At 43.1% G+C, this 18,623-nt stretch carries 7 protein-coding genes; 3 read left to right on the top strand and 4 right to left on the bottom strand.

Annotation, left to right across the window (positions count from 1 at the left end; all coding sequences use genetic code 11):
• Positions 1–161: 161 nt before the first annotated feature.
• The 3 genes from A6J60_RS03115 to A6J60_RS03105 all read right to left on the bottom strand — a co-directional run bounded on the left by A6J60_RS03115 (position 162) and on the right by A6J60_RS03105 (position 6,839).
• The gene (locus A6J60_RS03115) at positions 162–1,445 is read right to left on the bottom strand and encodes an aspartate kinase (protein WP_096064694.1); all 1,284 of its coding nucleotides are present in this window, start codon (positions 1,443–1,445) and stop codon (positions 162–164) included.
• 373 nt (positions 1,446–1,818) lie between these two features.
• Entirely contained in the window at positions 1,819–4,536 is a 2,718-nt protein-coding gene (gene alaS, locus A6J60_RS03110) for an alanine--tRNA ligase (RefSeq protein WP_413772359.1), read from the bottom strand.
• Between the two features lie 287 nt (positions 4,537–4,823).
• Entirely contained in the window at positions 4,824–6,839 is a 2,016-nt protein-coding gene (locus tag A6J60_RS03105) for a DUF389 domain-containing protein (RefSeq protein WP_096064693.1), read from the bottom strand.
• 453 nt (positions 6,840–7,292) lie between these two features.
• Here A6J60_RS03105 and A6J60_RS03100 point away from each other — a divergent pair, with 453 nt between their 5' ends.
• Positions 7,293–7,481 (top strand): hypothetical protein, encoded by a 189-nt coding sequence (locus A6J60_RS03100; protein ID WP_096064692.1) that lies wholly within the window; start codon positions 7,293–7,295, stop codon positions 7,479–7,481.
• A 307-nt stretch (positions 7,482–7,788) separates the two neighbouring features.
• On the opposite strand, the gene A6J60_RS03095 is transcribed toward A6J60_RS03100, so the two are convergent.
• Entirely contained in the window at positions 7,789–9,117 is a 1,329-nt protein-coding gene (locus tag A6J60_RS03095; RefSeq protein ID WP_096064691.1) for an MFS transporter, read from the bottom strand.
• A gap of 428 nt (positions 9,118–9,545) precedes the next feature.
• Between A6J60_RS03095 and A6J60_RS03090 the strand changes: the two genes are divergently transcribed.
• A complete protein-coding gene (locus tag A6J60_RS03090; protein ID WP_096064690.1) occupies positions 9,546–13,313 on the top strand; it encodes an autotransporter assembly complex protein TamA in 3,768 nt (1,255 codons plus the stop codon).
• 262 nt (positions 13,314–13,575) lie between these two features.
• A complete protein-coding gene (locus A6J60_RS03085) occupies positions 13,576–18,594 on the top strand; it encodes a translocation/assembly module TamB domain-containing protein (RefSeq protein ID WP_096064689.1) in 5,019 nt (1,672 codons plus the stop codon).
• Positions 18,595–18,623: the final 29 nt, after the last annotated feature.

Here is an 18,623-nt window from a genome sequence, read left to right as displayed (position 1 = left end):
GGATAGGCCACAATCGAACAGGATATTATAAGGCTTTAAGGTCAATCTGTCATTAGCATTCACTATTTTTAACAAAACTTAATCGACCCTGCTATCGATTAACAACAGCAGGGTGTTGATAACAGTGAATAATAAAGTTACTAATGCAAAATAATAAGGGCTTACAGTCCTGCGACCTTACTTTCACCATCGGTTCTGTCTAAACCGAATGCAGTGTGTAGTGACTTAACGGCTTTTTCTAAGTGCTGTTCTTTGATTAGTACTGAGATTTTAATTTCACTGGTAGAAATCATTTGGATATTGATGTTGTTCTCAGCCAATACTTGGAACATTTTACTAGCAACACCTGCGTGAGAGCGCATACCAACACCGACCAAAGATACTTTGACCACGTCGGTATTACCATGGATTTCTTTAGCAGCGATGTCTTGCTTATTGCCTTCAAGGATTTTGATTGCTTTTTCAAAATCTGGGCGATTCACTGTGAAGCTAAAATCAGTTAACCCTTGATCAGATAGGTTTTGTAAAATCATATCGATTTCAATGTTGGCATTACTAATCGGGGTCAAAATTGAAGAGGCAACACCAGGGTGATCAGGCACACCGCGTACTACAATCTTCGCTTCGTCTCTATTAAATGCAATGCCTGAAATGACCGGCTGTTCCATGTCGTCTCCTTCGTCTACTGTAATCAGGGTGCCAACAGTTTGGCGGAATTCTTCATCAAAGCTACCATCAAGACCTTCGTCGAAGCTCGACAGTACTCTTAAAGGTACTTGGTATTTTCCTGCAAATTCAACGGCACGAATTTGCAGTACTTTTGACCCAAGACTTGCCATTTCTAGCATTTCTTCAAACGTAATTTTATCTAACTTACGTGCTTTTGAGGTCACACGTGGGTCAGTGGTATAAACGCCATCCACGTCAGTATAAATCTGACACTCATCTGCATTAAGTGCTGCAGCAAGCGCAACCCCTGTGGTATCAGAACCGCCACGACCTAGGGTAGTGATATTACCTTCTTTATCAACACCTTGGAAACCGGCAACGACTACCACATTACCCGCATCAAGTTGCGCCTTGATGTTTTTATCATCAATCGATTCAATACGCGCTTTATTGTGGTTATCGTTGGTTTGAATGGCCACTTGACCACCGGTAAAAGAGCGTGCGCCCACACCAAGCTCTTTCAACGCCATTGATAATAAAGAAATAGAGACCTGCTCACCGGTTGAGACCATTTGGTCGTATTCGCGAGGGTCAGGTGTACTACTAATCTGGTTGGCTAGATCGATTAAACGGTTTGTTTCACCGCTCATGGCTGAGACAACAACAATGACCTTATGCCCATGGTCATGCCAGCGTTTAACCCGTTTTGCAACATTTTTGATACGGTCGATACTGCCCATCGACGTACCACCATATTTTTGTACAATCAATGCCATGTGAAACCCTTTTTATTACAGTTTGGTTTTCACCATTATCTCTACTATTATTGTTCAGATATTGCTCAACATTATGGGCAACATCCGCACCCACCATATAAGCAGCCAGATAAAATAATAATAAAAAACGGTAATCCCTTAATGTGTTGTTCGGTCAATAAACCGAAGTGAAGTATTAACTTTTGCCTTCAAATATCAAACTTACTTTATAACACAAGCGGCTATATGCAGCAAAGTATGTCAGCAAAATTAATGATGGTAAATAGTTATTAGTGACTAAACTTATTGCAATATTAACCTAACCGGCAACCTAACAGTGCTGCGATACAGCGACTGTTAGGTATCAGGGGATGCATTTAATTATTGCTAAACGCTATCCCAGTTGCGCTTCAAGCCACTGTGGTAATTGATTCATAACAGCATCTAGCTTGTCACTATTTGGTGCGCCGCCTTGAGCGTAATCTGGCTTACCACCGCCTTTACCATCAAGCTCACTCGCTAGATGACGAATGATATCACCGGCCTTAATGTTGCCCGTAAGTGACTTGCTAACTGATGCAGCAAGCGCCAGTTGATCGCCTTTTTCACCGATTAACACGATAACCGTATCTTGCAGCTTAGACTTCATGTCGTCCATTAGACCACGCATGGCTTTACCATCAATACCAGCAACTTTTGCGATAAGCGCTTTAGTGTCAGCAATGGTTCGTACATCATTGACCAAAGTCGCTGCTTGCGCACTGGCGATTTTTTGATTTAAGCGCTCAATTTCTTTTTCAAGTTCACGCTGTTTGTCCGCCATGGTTTGAACACGTTCAGCCACTTCTGGACGTTTGGCTTTTAGCTGATTGGCCAAAGTGGTTAATTGGCTGTCGGCTTGTTGCACATAACGTAGGGCGCCCATACCAGTTAAGGCTTCGATACGGCGAATCCCCGCAGCGATACCTGACTCAGAAGTGATTTTGAATAGACCAATGTCACCAGTGCGCTTCACGTGCAAGCCACCACAAAGCTCGATTGAGAAAGGCTTTTCAACGCCGTCTTCAATCTCATTGGTACCCATGGTTAGAACACGGACGGTTTCGCCGTATTTCTCACCAAATAGGGCAGCAGCACCTTTGGCCATGGCATCATCAATGTTCATAAACTCAATCTGAGTGGCTACGTTGGCTTGAATTTGCTCATTTACTAAGCGCTCAATAGCGATCAAGTCTTTTTGGCTGACTGCTGAATCATACGAGAAGTCAAAGCGCAGTACGTCGCTGCTAACCAAAGAACCTTTTTGCGATACTTTATCGCCCAGTACTTTACGTAGAGCAGCATGTAATAAGTGAGTGGCTGAGTGGTTACGCGCACTGGCTGAACGAATCGCTGATACCACTTGTGCTTCAGCAACTTGGCTCTTTTGTAGGCTACCCATATTGACCACACCGTGATGGATGATGGCTTGCCCTGATTTTTTGGTGTTTTCTACATTAAATACACCAGAGCTGGTGCGAATTTCACCCATTTCGCCAACTTGACCACCACCTTCAGCATAAAACGGTGTGCGATCAAGGACGATAACACCTTCATCGCCTTCATTTAGTTCTTCGACTTCTTTACCATCTTGGTATAAGCCAATGATATTGACGTCTTGCTCGTCTAGTTGTTCATAACCCACAAATTCTGTTGGGGTATCTACTTTGATCGCAGCAGAGTAGTCGACATCGAATTTACCGGCATCACGGGCACGCTGACGCTGAATATTCATCTGCTCATCAAATCCGGCTTCGTCAATGCTAATGCCACGCTCACGAGTGATGTCAGCGGTTAAGTCAACTGGGAAGCCATAAGTGTCATATAGTTTAAACGCGGCTTCACCTGATAACACATCACCTGATTTTAAATTCTCAAGCTCACTGTCTAATAGGCGTAGGCCTTGAGCCAGGGTCTTAGCAAACTGTGCTTCTTCTTTTTCAATGGCTGATTCAATATAGGCTTGTTTTTCAACCAACTGTGGATAGGCTTCGCCCATTTCAGCAACCAAAGGCGCGACCATTTTGTAGAAGAAGCTGTCTGTGGCGCCAAGCTTGTTACCATGACGTACTGCGCGGCGAATGATACGACGCAATACATAACCACGACCTTCATTACTTGGCAGTACACCATCAGCGATTAAGAAGCTTACCGCACGGATGTGGTCAGCGATTACTTTTAATGACGCTTGACCCTCGTTAGGGATGTCTAATAGCTTAGCAGCACTATCAATAAGGTTTACAAATAAGTCGATTTCGTAGTTGCTATGCACACCTTGCAAGATGGCACTGATACGCTCAAGTCCCATACCCGTATCGACGCTTGGTGCAGGTAGCGGCTCCATGGTGCCATCAGGTAGGCGGTTAAACTGCATAAATACACAGTTCCATACTTCAATATAGCGGTCGCCATCTTCTTCTGGCGTACCAGGTAAGCCGCCTTCAACATGGTCACCATGATCGAAGAAAACTTCAGAACAGGGACCACAAGGACCAGTGTCACCCATTGCCCAGAAGTTATCAGAGACATACGGTGCGCCTTTGTTGTCGCCAATACGAATAATGCGATCAGCGGCTAGACCAACGTCTTTATGCCAAATATCAAACGCTTCATCATCAGTCTCATAAATAGTGACATACAGTCTATTGGCATCAAGACCTAACCACTGTTTTGAGGTTAAGAATTCCCACGCATAGTTAATGGCTGACTTTTTGAAGTAATCACCAAATGAGAAGTTACCGAGCATTTCAAAGAAGGTATGGTGACGGGCGGTATAACCCACATTGTCTAAGTCGTTATGTTTACCTCCAGCACGCACACACTTTTGTGAGGTAACGGCGCGAGTGTAGTCACGTTTATCAATGCCTAAGAAGCAGTCTTTGAACTGGTTCATACCCGCATTGGTAAATAGTAAGGTCGGGTCGTTGTAAGGCACCAAGCTAGATGAAGGCACATGCGTGTGCTGCTTACTGACAAAAAAGTCGATGAAAGCTTGACGAATTTGAGCAGTGCTTAAAAACGTATCAGAATTTGGGTGCACTTGCGTTGAAGATGTAGGCGCAGACTGAGTCACATGAACTCCTTAAAGAATGGCTAAAAGCGAAAGGGAATGAAAAACTTATAAAATTAAATATTAGAATTAGATGCAAGATTGTTGGGTAACATAAAATGCTAGCGACAAAGTTTAGCATATTTACGATTAAAACATGAATGCCTACTGTGACCATTATCACAAGTGTTGTCATATCAGTAGGCAGTCTTAATCAGTAGAGTTTTATAACCAAATTTATATTAATAAAAACAGGTGTCTTAAAAACGTCTCACTAAATCACAGCAATGACTCAGTTGTTTAACAGAACGCTACTCGGTTGATAAGATGGTTGCATCGGTTTTGCTAATCTCATCGGTATTATTTGGGCTAGATTCAACCACTTTAACAGGCATATAGCGCAACTGAACGCGCACCGGCTGATAGTCAGGGTAGTGCTGCTGTATTTGCTCATTGACCTGATTTTCAATCTGTTGAACGTCGGTCGCTGTCGGCTCAGTTTCACCATGCATTACAGCGCGTACTGTTTGATGATCTTCGCGGTTGACGAACTGCGTGGAGGTAATGGTGTTGCCTTTATCAGCAAAATATTGACTGATACTGTCTTCTACTTCATTTTCGAAGGTCTGCTTCTTAGTAATATTATGCAGGTTATAACTGAGGTAACCACCAATGACGGTTAACAGTAATAATGGCACTGCATTACGGCGGAAAAAGGTAATCATCGGGTTGGATTTGTAATCATCTTCCACCAATCGGCGAAAGCCTGTAAACCACAGCACCAAGGCGTTGGTAAATTGAATGGCAATAATGTTGGTAATCGCCAAAAGCAGCGCACCCAATCCTAATGAGCCTTCACCATGGGCAAACAAAATACCACTGGCTGCCAAAGGCGGCACCAAGGCAGTGGCAACCGCAACACCGACCACAGCTACAGATAAGTGCGGAGAAATCATAGCGTAAGCACCGGCTGTACCACCCGCTAGCGCAATCATTAAGTCCATCGAAGTCGGCTGTGTACGCGATAATATTTCTTGGCTCAATGCAGTGTCTTGATGGGTCAAACCAACCACAAAACCAATCAATACCACCATGGCACCGCCGCTAAGCACCGTCACTAACGACTTACGTAAAAAGGGCATGCGATAGTCAATAATGGCCAGTGCCACACCACTAATAGGCCCAAGCATCATGGCGACTAACATCGCGCCAATGACCACAGCCGCTGAGTTAATCACTAAGCCGTAACTGGCGATAATCGCAGACAACGCATTCATAATAAAATACATGCGGCTAGGTAAGGCGTTGGCCTCGATATCTACCCGTATCCCTTGATAATCGACATCAACTTTGCTTTTTTGCTCAGCAACAAATTGTTTGTAAGACTCAAGCTTGGCTTCTTTTTCCTTTTTTTCCTTTTCTTCTTCGCTCAGTTTTTCGTCTTCATCTTCATCTTCGTCGTCTTGTTCTTGATCTTTGTCTAGCTGTTGCTCAATGCTCTCTAAATCTTGTTCATCAGAAGCTAATTCTAATTGTTCAGTATTGGATTCACTATCAGAGTCCAAAGCGTCAGAATCTAAGTTAGTAGAAAGTGGCGCTTGTTCAGCGGCTTGCTCAAGCTCTGATTGAACGGGTTGTTGCTCTGATTTATCTTGTGCTAGTTCTAGTTGTTGAATCTCATTCTGAGCGTCATCCTGATTGTGGCTTTGATTTTGATTATCATCTTGAGCCACTTCGACGGTTGCATCTGGATCTTGCGCTGCAACTGGTTGGGGCTCGGCTATTTCACCATTTTTTGAGGCAACATCTGACTGCTGCTGTAAGCCGTCTTCAGGATTAGCGGCCACGTTTTGATTGGCACTGGATTCGCTACCATCTTCTGCAATCATGTCTGCATCAGGGTAGGGCAACGCTTCTTGTTGTGCCAAAAAATCTAACCGCTGTTTTTCTTTTTCAGCGGCTTCTGGATCTATCTCAGCTTGCGACTCCGAACCATCCAAGCTTTGGCTTTGCTGCTCAGCAGACTCTACAGAAGCAGGCTGCGATGCGTCAGAACTGACTGCATTTGGGTTATCGGTTTGAGCTATATCTGAAATTTGCACAACATCAGGGCTTTGCAACTGATCAGCTGGCGTAGGTGCAGCCGCTGCGATGGCAATGTCTTTAAAGGGTTTATTAATCAAAGTGGCATCAATCACCACAAATGGGCAGTGCCAGTGAATTTTTTCATTAGGCACAGGTTTGTAGTTGATGCGAGTGAGGTCATAGGTCGTGGCATCTTCAACAAATTGGAAATAGGGAACGGGTATAAAAGTGGATTTTGCCATGATAAAGCCTATGTTGCCAAAGCATTAGAGGGTCGTTATTGAAGGTATGCTCAAGTGGTGTGTGCTTATTATGTTCAGCGTAGTATTTATTAACGTTTTTATTTTTAATCGCTATTTAATAAAACAGCGCAAAATGACTTAAAAATCAAAGAGAGAAAAACACCAAAAACCAGCGAAAAAAAAGCAACTTACAAGTATAACATTTTGCAAGAAAAGCGTCTGCAACAATATACGATATGGTGCGTAATGAAAATAATTGTAAAAACCCTTAAACAAACTAGGGATTTAGTGTATAACTATATTATAATTAACTATAATGGATAATATAAATACAACCACATCCATATAACCGTTAATAAATAAGCTTATTTGGTTTATAACCGCTTAATTAGTTTTTTTCTTTAGTTATTGTTTTAATCGTTATCTTTTTAATTTTAAAGTGAGGAATAAAAAATGAACTGGCAATTACTAAGTATGATTTGGGGAATGGCTGCGACTGTCTTGATTGGCGTATTTATGATTGCGGCTTTGGTTATTGGTTTTGACGATATTCCGCACATTATTGCAACGGCAGTGGTAGGCGCCTTGGTTGCTATTCCTATCTCTTTAATGCTAACCAAAAAGATTGGCAGAATTAATTAATCCATTGAACCATTAATTAATAAATACCAATAACTAGCTGCTGTGCACTGCTAATGGTGCTGTACTACTAATGATTACATTTGCATTCACAGCATAAATAAGCAAAGCATAAATAAAAACAGCAGCAAGTGGTTTACACAATTATTGGTATTGATAATAAAAAATAGGGCCAGTTATTAGGGCCCTATTTTTGTATTCATATCTGCATATCTAAATGGTACTTCTGAATGATACTGGCTTAAGCCTAAACGTTTACATAATCAATTTGCTTCGCTCACTGATTGAGCTGATTAGATCGATTTAAGGGTCAAGAGGCTTTAGTAAAGTTATCATCTTCAATTTGCATGGTGCCAGCGTACTTTTTAAGTTTAGAGTACAGCAAGATGCCAAACAGTAGATTTACCACACCAGTTACCAAAAATAACTGCGGTAGGCTAAGCGAAAGTACTGCCAAAATCAAAATAGCAAAAATGGCCGAGGTCACCATGAATATGGCATTAAAAATGTTATTAGCACCAATCACACGGGCACGATGGCTAATCGGTGAATAAGCTTGCATCGACGCGTATAGAGGAACAATATAGATACCGCCACTAAAGCCCAAAAAGAATAAATCTGCAAACACGCGCCAGCTACCGTTAACTGCTGCCAACTCAGTCACGCCCAATAAAGTATCGCTGCTGATATTCAATGATGACAGTGAAAAATACAAGTCAATCGCAAACAGGCTGAGTCCTGCAATGCCAAATGGAACCAACTTAAAGCTGACCTTATTTTTGGTTAGGCTTTTACACAGCAAAGACCCTGTGGCAACACCGACTGAAAATAAAGTCAATAAAAAGATGACCACTGACTCATTACCCTTTAAAATAACCTTACTAAACTCAGGGGTTTGAGTGATAAAGGTCGCCCCGTAGAACCAAAACCAGCTGTTACCGATAACAATAAAGAACAATAAAGGTAGGGAATAAAGATACTTCACTGTATCGCGACTGGTGCTAAAGATATTCCAGTTGACGTTAAGATCCGGTTGTACCGCTGGCATTCTAGGAATAAATTTGGTCGCTATCAGGCCCAACAAAGCGATTAATAGCGCCATGCCGCTGACCCAATATAAGTTATTCTCAAGCTGTGTAAACACGCCTGCTGCCATCATACCGACCAAAATGGAAAGAGAGGTACCGGTCTGGAATAATCCATTGGCGCCAACTAATTCATCTTGACGCATAGCTTGTGGTAGATAAGCATACTTAATGGGGCCAAAAAAGGTCGATTGTGCGCCGAGTAAAAATAACGCCACAAATAGCAGCCAATACAGCTCAAATATCAGACCGATCGCCGCAAAAGTCATGATGACCACTTCGAGTACTTTGATATACCAGGTCAGCCTAGATTTTTCATACTTGTCAGCCAACTGACCGGCTAACGCTGAAAATAAGAAGAAGGGTAGAATAAAAAGCAGGGCCGCTAAGTTATTGAGTAAGCTTACTGACCAGCCAAGCTTAGCGGCAGCGCTATAGGTCAAGACCAGTAATAGTGCTTGCTTAAAAAAGTTGTCATTAAACGCCCCTAAAAACTGAGTAAAGAACATGGGCGTAAAACGGCGGGTACGAAAAAGAGTAAACTGTGATGCCATAAGGCGGCTTCCTACTATTTTATCAGTATGTTTTATAGGTAATATTGATTTTATTTGTTACAAAAGACATTCATTTATAACGCTTATATATTATGGATTTAATAGTAAAAGCTGACAAAATAGCAGCTGATAAATAAGCATAATCACGTTATCATAGCGATAATTTATCACAACTACGTAATTTTTGTTTTTTTTATACACATTGTCAGTAAGTTACGTGATAATTCCAAGCCTAGCGTTCCGTTTTTGTAGTTATTCATAAGTTATCCATTTTTATAACTATTATCCATGTTTATAACTCTAGCGGTTATGCTAGCTAGAGCGATTATATTAGAGCAATTGTATTAGACTGACATTGCAGATAGATTTTATTTTTAGATGTGTTCCTGATAAGTTTCTTAGCTAAGTGACTGAATATGAGATTGGTAATGCGTAATAAACAACAGCCAGTGATGATTGCAACAAAATCTGTGAGCAACAAGAGCTCGCAACAGGCAGTAGTGCAAGATGGTTTCGTGTCAAACTGTAAGCTAAGTGCTAAGCCTCCGTTTCGTTATTCGCAACTGGCGACAGCTTTATCGCTGTGCTTATTGGCGCAAGCTTATTTGCCAAATGCTGCCTATGCTGCGGTCAATGATACTGACTCACAAAAGAATGCATCAAGCAATTCTGAGCCTTCACAAGCGGCGGTTAATCAAAGCGCACAAACCTCTCAGAGCGCTCAAGATCAGTCTTCTCAAACCCAAGCATTACGACAAGCTAAGTCAGATGCTGAGTTAGAACAAGCTTTGATTGCACTCAGACTAAAGCGTGCCGTTGAGCAGGGATTGGTTGATGCCAGTGTATTAGAAGACTATCAACGCGAAACGTTAAACAAAGCCAGTGATGAGTCAAAGTCAGCATACAATCAGGCAGAAGCGTTAGCTGAGCAGACGGTAGATAAGTCTATAGACAACTCAACTACCAATCAAAAAACCAATGGCCAGACCAATACGGGTAATCAGCCCGCAACCAAGCAGCCTATTGTGCAACCATATCCTATTAATAAAACCTCGCCTACCAGTCCTGCTACGCCACAGTCTAAAGACAGTCAGAGCGTCAACGGTAGTAGCAATATAAGCAACAACGGCAGTAACAGTAAAGACAGTGATGCTATTTTTGATCGTATATTCACTGACAGTAGTTTTGATAACCAAGGCGCAACCCGTCAGCAGGGTGCAGCTAGAGATTTTAATGACTCGGCAAACCTGAGTTCACCTGAGCAACTTGATCAATTGCTAAATGACATTGGCTCGCAAGTTTCTGTAGACTTTGATCAGCCTGTGGCACGTCTAGATGCCGCTGAGCCGCCTTTAGGCTTTAATAATAAGATAGATCAAAGTGACTCATTACATCCGAGTAATAGAGAAACCTTAGGTATTAAGAGCTCAGAGTCGAGTACGCAACAAGCGGCAACCGAGCCTGTATATCAAGCCACGGATGTGGTGACAGATCCAGATAACACTCAAGAGCAAGTTGATGCCAAAGCAAAAGCCAGTCTTGAACAAAGCAACCTGGGCAAAGTCGATGACAAGATTGTTAAGGCGGAAGGTGATATCACCGATGACTTAGTCGAGGAGGTGCAAAAAAACGGTGGTCAAAAAGCTGAGATCAATCCAGACGACTATCTACCAGAGTATCGCCAGCGTCCTAATGGTATTGATGATGAGCTTGAACAAGAACAGTTAGCGGCAACCGATGACACCGAAAAAGAACCTGAAGCTAAGCAGGGTCTGGTAAAACGTTTGTTTAACCGCTTCTTTAATGATGGGGTTGGCGGACTGCCGAAAGTTAAGGCAAAAGTATATGTCAATCAAACCGAAGAGCCAGTCACTACTCAGCAGCTACAACAGGCGTTAAAAGGTCCTAATCCGCAGTTGGTAGTGGCAGACAAAGAAGAACAGCCAGCGGCTAATATCAAAGCGGCGATGGAAAATATTCCAGCAGGCTCGATTGCGGACTTTACTGCTGCGACACCTAAGCTGTATCAAGAGGCATTAGATGCCGCGCAAGCGGTCGGCTACTATGATGTTAAATTAAGTTTTAAAAAGGTCGCCAGTGATGAAATTGCGGTAGTAATTGATCACTTAGGTGAGCCGGTCAGAGTCGCCAGTCGTATTGTCGATATTCGTGGTGAAGGGCAGGAGCTTGAAGAGTTCCAGACCATTGTTGATGAAGCACCGCCAAAAGCGGATGATGTCTTTAATCATGGCGTGTATGAAAATACCAAACGTGAGATTGAGACCGCAACAGATCAACTTGGCTTCTTTGATGGTCAATGGTTGAACCGCTCTGTCGATGTGATTTTGCCGGATAACACCGCTGATATTGACTTGATTTATGATACCGGTGAGCGTTATCGATTTGATGAGGTTGTGTTCTTCACCATTGATGAAGAAACCGGTCAACTGACCACAGACCCAGATAAGCTGCCGGTTAAGCTTGAGCTATTGCATCAATTACATGAGTTTAAAGCAGGCGATAGCTTCTCTGCGCCTTTGGTGACTAAGTTTACCAATGACTTATCCAGAACTCAGTACTTTAACTCTGTCAACGTCGAAACCATCCGTCCTGGCACCAGTCGTGGCGTGTTAGGCTTTGAAGAGACAGAAAGAGAGCCGGATGAAGACCAGGAACTGGCACAAGCTGATACCGATCAAGCGGCAGCCGATGGCAGTGAGACGGATAATATAACGGCTAACGATTCAAGCTCAAGTGAGGGCGGTTTAAACAGTATAGGATCTAATAACACAAACAATTCAGACGACTCAGAGGATTCGAAAAACCTTGAAGCTTCTGATGATTCTGATGTACTGGATGAAGAGCTGGCGCCGGTGGTTTATTCGATTAATGATGAAACTTCTGAGAAGCTGGCTCAGATTCGCGTTAAAGCAGAGCGTCTATCGCGTCTGCCTGATGACCGCGTACTGGATGAAGTTGAGTCTGAAGCTAAGAGCTTGTTAGGTAAAATTGCCAACTCTATTAGTAATACCGTCAAAAAAGTATTACCAGATGACAAAGATCCGTATGCAGATACCGACAGCCTGCCAGATGATTTAAGTAAAACGGTGCTTGCTAATCGTAAAACACCACAGCAAGTGGCAGAAAGCAAATCTGTACCTTTATATGTATTCGTGAGCGCTGATAAGCCAAGAGATATGGATATCGGTATTGGTTATGGTACCGATACTGGGGTGCGCGCGGTCACACGATTTGAAAATAATCTGATTAATAAAGACGGATATCAAGCTGGTATTACAGTTGGGGCTTCTAAGATTAATAGAAATATTAACCTGCATGCCAGCCGTCCATGGAAGCATCCGTTAGATGACACCTTGACTGGTAATATCAGCTATGAGCAAGAAGAGATTAATCAAGGTGAAGGTAACCTAGATCTTGAAACCAACACCATACAGGCTGGTATTACGCGCAACATCCGTAAAGAAAATGGTTGGAACCGTACTTATTCTTTAAGATACCGAATGGATCAGTTAGAAAGTGGGGTTGAAGGTCCGGCGCGTGAAGACTTACCGGTGCCATTTAACCGTGAAGGCGCAAGCTTCGATCAAGAAGCGTTGCTACTGGGATATCAAATTGATAAGACTACATCGGATAATGTTCTAAACCCAACCAAAGGCTGGCGTCAGTATTATTCGATTGAAGCGGGCTCAGAAAATGCATTAACCGATACCAATATGGCAATCGCTCGTGCAGGGGTTAGCGGCCTATATAGCTTTGGTGAAGACAACAGACATCAGATATTAGCAAGTCTAGATGGTGGTTATATTTGGGCAGATGACTTTGAGCGTGTGCCTTATAAACTGCGCTTCTTCGCTGGTGGTGACCGCAGTATCCGTGGTTATGACTACAACAGCTTATCGGCACTAGAGAAAGGCTACTTAGTCGGTGGTCAGGTGTTGGCTGTGGGTAGCACAGAATACAACTACGAATTTAAACCTGGCTTAAGAGGGGCTGTATTTGCCGACTTTGGTAACGCTTACGACAAAGATTTCGAAGCTGAAACCAAGTTGGGTGTGGGCTTCGGTGTGCGTTGGGCCTCACCAGTCGGTATGGTTCGTGTTGACCTAGGTGCCGGGGTATTAGAAGACAGTATTCCAATTCGCTTACACTTTTATATCGGCTCTCCGCTGCAGTAGTCGCTTGTGCTGCATATAGTTAGCTATATTGCCCATTTATCGAATTTGATTTACTATGAGCAGCATTTTAGCCAATGATAATTCAGTAGATTTTGCCTTAATTATCATTGGCTACTGTCAATTTATAGCGCTGCATTTTAGCTTGAATACAGTACAGGTTTAGCTTGAGACAGTACAAGGCAAAATAAGTACAACACAGATTAGAATATCTATACAACTAACGTTTCTTATCCCTTTGACTTTAAAGTAAGTTACTTACGCTATGACCAATTCGCAAACGCCACAGCCTAACCATGATAATAACGCTGCTCAGCCTAAGGCTAAGCGGTCTAAGCGTTTCTTTTCGGTGTCCTTTTTTACCAAACTATTGGCGCTGATCATATTTTTGTTGGTGATGCTGTGTGTCGCCTTATATATCATGGCAGGTAGCGATAGAGGCACTAAGTTTTTAATTGAAAAGATTGTTTCTGAAACCGGAGTCAAACTTGAGTACGGTGAAGGCAACTTACGTGATGGATTGCTGGTCAAAAATATCAGTATGAATGCCGCAGAAGGGGTCAACGTACATTTCGTTGATACTTTTGTGCAAATTGGCTGGCGTGCCGTATTTGCTCGAGAAGTACATCTGCGTAATGCTGAGATTGCATCGATTGTTATCAACAATAACAATCCGCCATCAGATGATCCATTCGATTATAAGTCTATTGAGCTGCCGGTAAATTTACGCTTTGATCAGGCGCATATTGATAAGATTATTTATAACCAAGACGGTAAAGAGCCGGTCGAAGTAACCGATATTTATGCCGATGACTTAAAGTGGGTAGGTACTAAGTTAGACATTGGTGAGGCCAGCCTAAAGTATAGTGATGTTGTTGATGTCACTGAGCTAAAAGGGTTTATTGATCTTACAGACCAATATCCATTAGATTTATCAACCGTTGTCACCGTACATAGCTTAGAAAAAGCCTATATCGATCCTATTGAGATTGAAGCCACCGGTAGTTTAAAGCGTACCTACGGTAAGCTGCGCAGTAAATACAATGACAGTAGAGTAACTGGTGAATTTACAGTTCAGGGTATGGATGATAACAGTCCATTCTCTGCTAAGCTGCTGTGGGATGAAGTGACGATTCCTTATGCTGAAGGTCTAGATATTCATTTACAAAATGGTTTAGCCACAGCTTCGGGTGTGTTATCTGATATTGAGCTGCGTATTAATAGTCGTTTGTTGGCCAATACTATTCCAAATGGTCAATACAAAGGGCGTGCCAATATCAGAGACTTTGGCGCTATGCATGTACAGCGTCTAACTGCTGAAACAGCCGACGGTGACTTACTGGCGAAAGGTATTTTAGATTGGCAAAACGATTTTAATATCAAAGCCATGTTGTATAGCAATGACTATCAAGTGGGTACCTTATTACCAGAAGAAGCTGCTGATTTTGCACCCAAATATTTAAATGGTAAGTTGGCTTTCTTATTTGACCTGAAGAATAAAGATGATTTGATGCAAATTCAGGCCAACTTGCAACAAAAAGATGGCGAGAATATCAAAGCCAAAGTGGTGCAAGGTAAAACACCAACTAATCCAAGACAAAGTGCGCCTTGGTATATCGATGCCAGCTGGCAAAACTTGGTACGCCAAAATACGCCACAAGTGGGTGACATCAATAGTCCATACGGTACCGCAAATGTCGAGCTGCGTGATAATAAATTGTGGGTAAATGCTGATGCACAAATTAAAGAGCTTAATGCAGCACCTGCCGGTCGATACAAGGTTGATTTAAGCAAAATAAACGATAGTATAAACCTACAAGCCATTAACTATAATGGTGTCATGGGCGACTTGACTGGTAAAGGTAGCGTACTTCTAGCCAGCCAGTCTCAGCCTCTAATCTGGGATATTACCGCCAATACTCGTGAGCTTAGACCACAGGTGCTAAGTGACGCTATTCCTGTTGCCAAGCTCTCGGGTAATATTAATGCCACTGGTAGAATGCTGGATATTACTCAGCGTAGAAATGGGCGTAGGGTGACTGGTCAACGCCATGTGTTCACCATCAAATCTGCTGATTTAGATTCGCAGTTGACTGCACAAGTTGAAACCTCAAATGCAGGGGCTAATGCGAAAACCACTACTGAGCCGCGTTATGTTAACGTGATAGGCAGTGGTGATGGCTCTGTTGATTTATTTGACGGTGAGGTCAGTCACTTTGATGCCAGATTTAAAGGTAAGGTTGATTCTCAAGGACTGCCTCAAGGCGACTTAGATGTCGATGCCAATGGTAATTTAAAAAATATTAATATCAAACGCTTAAGCCATCAGGGCGAAGCGGGTAATTTACTGGCGTCGGGTAATGTTAATTTGGCTGACGGTATTAAATGGAATGTCAAAGCCAATACTAAAGACTTTGATGTTGGATTTTTCGCACCACAAACCGATGCCATCGTTAGCGGTGATTTACAGACCTCGGGTCATTGGCGAGATAATCAAACACAGTTGGGAGACTTGCGCGCATTTGACGTAAAATTTGACGGTGCCATTGATACGCCGCAGCTACCTAAAGGTAAGCTAAAAATCGATGCTGGCGGTAATGCACAGCAAATCACCGTGCGTAACTTAAGTCATGTGGGAGAGGCCGGCAGCTTAGTCGCCAAAGGTGATGTTAATGTCAAAAATGGCATTGCCTGGGACATTAACGCTGTGATGGATGAGTTCAATTTAGGCTACTTTGTTAGTGATGTTCCGAGTAATATTACTGGCCGTGTTTCAAGCACTGGGCTGTGGAAAGACAGTGTTCAGCAAATTAAGGTCAGCCAAATGGCTCTACGTGGTGAGCTTGATGGTAAGCCATTGAGCGCTGAAGGCAGCCTTGATACAACCTTACATCTTCCTAAAAACATGAACCAGTACTTGGCGAGCCTAAAAACTGATGATGCCAGTGGTCAAGTCGCTAAGGTCAAAAGTATTGTAGAAATCCTAAATGCGGATAATGTTCTGGTTCAGTGGGGCGATAATGAGATTTTAGCCAATGGTAATATTGAAGACCTTCAGGCCAGAGTCAACATTCGTGATTTAGGTCAAGTTAGTGACAGCATGTCCGGTAATATCATCGGTGCGTTAACGGTGGTACAGCCTGAAGGACAAGCGTTGCCAACCCTGTATGTTGATTTAGAAAGTAAACAGCTGCAGTTGCCAGGTGCTTATCTTGAAAGTGGTAGTGTTAAAGGTAAGATTGTTGATCTGGCCAAGCGTCCAAGTACCTTAGTGGTGATGGTTGACGGACTGCAAGCAGCGCAAACCAAACTAAGCAGTGTACAAGCTGTATTCAATGGTACCGAGCAGCAGCACACATTAACACTGAAAGCAGATACGGTCAGTGCCGGTACCGATGTGACGGTTGAGGCTGCGGTGAAAGGTAGTCTAGATCGTCAAGCACAAACTTGGGACGGCGCTATTGGTAACGGTAAGATTGCGACAGAATATGTCACCTTGTCTCAAAGTCAGCCTGCGCAGCTTAATGCATCCTTTGCTAACAATAAGCCTAAGTTACAGCTGGCTGCACATTGCTGGCAAGCAAGCAATCAAGAGGGCAAACTATGTCTTCGTGAGAATTTAATTGCTTCTGCTGATCAAGGGCAAGTCAACCTCGCGATTCAAGAGATTGATACCACTTTATTTGCGCCATTTTTACCAAAAGAGCTGACTTGGAAATCAACGCTTAATGGTAAAGCAGTGATGGCTTGGGGTAAAGGTGTAAACCCGACCATTAATGCAACCTTGTATACCGATAACGGTCAAATTGGCATGCAGCAAGACAGTTATCTAGATCCAATTACTTTGCCTTACAAGCGTGTGTCTTTGATTGTACGCTCGTTTGAGAAAGGGGTACAAATCAGAACCGACATCGACAGTGGTCAAGGTGCGCGTGGTTATGCCGATATTGCATTAGATCCGTTTAAAGAGCAAAAACCAATCTCTGGTGCACTGGTATTGAATGAGTTTAACTTAGCGATATTAAAGCCGTTCTTCCCAGGAATGCGTCAATTAGGCGGTAACATCACGATGGCAGGAGGTCTTGGCGGCACGTTATCAAAACCGGTCTTCTATGGCGATGTGGATCTGAAAGATGCCACAGTTGCCATGCTTGATTTGCCAGTCAACTTAACAGATATTAATGCAAAAGCCAGAATACGTGGTCAACAAGCCAAGATTGAAGGCGACTTCATGAGTGGTGAGGGCCAGGGCGATATCAGTGGTGAGATAAACTGGCAACAAGAGCTGCAAGCGATGCTGCGTATTAAAGGTGAGAACCTAGTCATTACGCAGCCGCCATTGCTGTTTGCTGAGGTCAACCCTGACTTTAATATCATTATCAAACCGCAGCAGCGCTACGTTAATATCGTCGGTGCAGTGACCGTACCAAGTGCAACCATCCGTCCGCCTGAAGCGAACGAAGAGGTCGTCACCAAATCCGAAGATGTGGTGGTATTGGACCGTGAGCTAATAGGTAATATCGAAGAGGTTCTTGCGATATCTAAGCCTTGGTCTATTAACGCTGAGATTGGTGTCGACTTAGGTAATGATGTTAACTTCCGCGGGTTTGGTGCCGTGATTCCATTGGCCGGTGCGATTCATATTACCCAAAAAGGTCAAGGCGTGATGAATGGACTGGGTGTGATCCAAGTGAGCCGCCGTACCCGAATTGATGCCTTTGGTCAGAGCCTTGAGCTCAACTATGGTCAAATTCGCTTTAATGGTGATGTGACTAATCCACAGTTGAGTATCGAAGCTGCTAGAGAGATTGAAGGCTTTGATGTTGGTATCCGCGTCAAAGGTGAGATTGCTGATCCAAATATCATCGTCTTTAATGAAGCAGGTCTGACCCAGCAGCAGGCTATGAATGCGCTGGTTACCGGTCGTATCTCTGACTCTGGTGCTACTCAGATCAGTGAAGAGGGCTTTAAGTCAGAGGTTACCAATAACTTGGCGGCAGCTGGTCTAAGCCTAGGGCTAAGAAGTGCCAGTAGCTTGACCAACAGTATTGGTAATGCCTTTGGTCTAGAGCGCTTGACCATCGATGCATCTGGTAATAGTGAAGATACCAATGTCAACGTTACCGGCTATATTACCCCTGACTTGTATATTCGTTATGGTGTTGGTGTGTTTAATGCGCAAAACAGCTTGTCATTGCGTTATCAGTTGACTCGACGCATTTATGTGCAGGCCACGTCATCAATTGAGAATGCGATTGATGTGGTTTATAGCTTCCGCTTCTAGTTGAGAAAATAATAGTTTAAGTAAACAAA

The sequence above is a fragment of the Psychrobacter sp. FDAARGOS_221 genome, from assembly GCF_002313155.2.
Lineage (GTDB): Bacteria > Pseudomonadota > Gammaproteobacteria > Pseudomonadales > Moraxellaceae > Psychrobacter.
Note: the sequence above shows the minus strand (reverse complement) of the source record. Positions and strands in the feature narration are given on the sequence as shown.

Excerpts from the sequence above, each read along its gene's own strand:
- A6J60_RS03115 (WP_096064694.1), bottom strand. The coding sequence starts at position 1,445 with ATGGCATTGATTGTACAAAAATATGGTGGTACGTCGATGGGCAGTATC.
- A6J60_RS03105 (WP_096064693.1), bottom strand. The coding sequence starts at position 6,839 with ATGGCAAAATCCACTTTTATACCCGTTCCCTATTTCCAATTTGTTGAA.
- A6J60_RS03100 (WP_096064692.1), top strand. The coding sequence starts at position 7,293 with ATGAACTGGCAATTACTAAGTATGATTTGGGGAATGGCTGCGACTGTC.
- A6J60_RS03095 (WP_096064691.1), bottom strand. The coding sequence starts at position 9,117 with ATGGCATCACAGTTTACTCTTTTTCGTACCCGCCGTTTTACGCCCATG.
- A6J60_RS03090 (WP_096064690.1), top strand. The coding sequence starts at position 9,546 with ATGCGTAATAAACAACAGCCAGTGATGATTGCAACAAAATCTGTGAGC.
- A6J60_RS03085 (WP_096064689.1), top strand. The coding sequence starts at position 13,576 with ATGACCAATTCGCAAACGCCACAGCCTAACCATGATAATAACGCTGCT.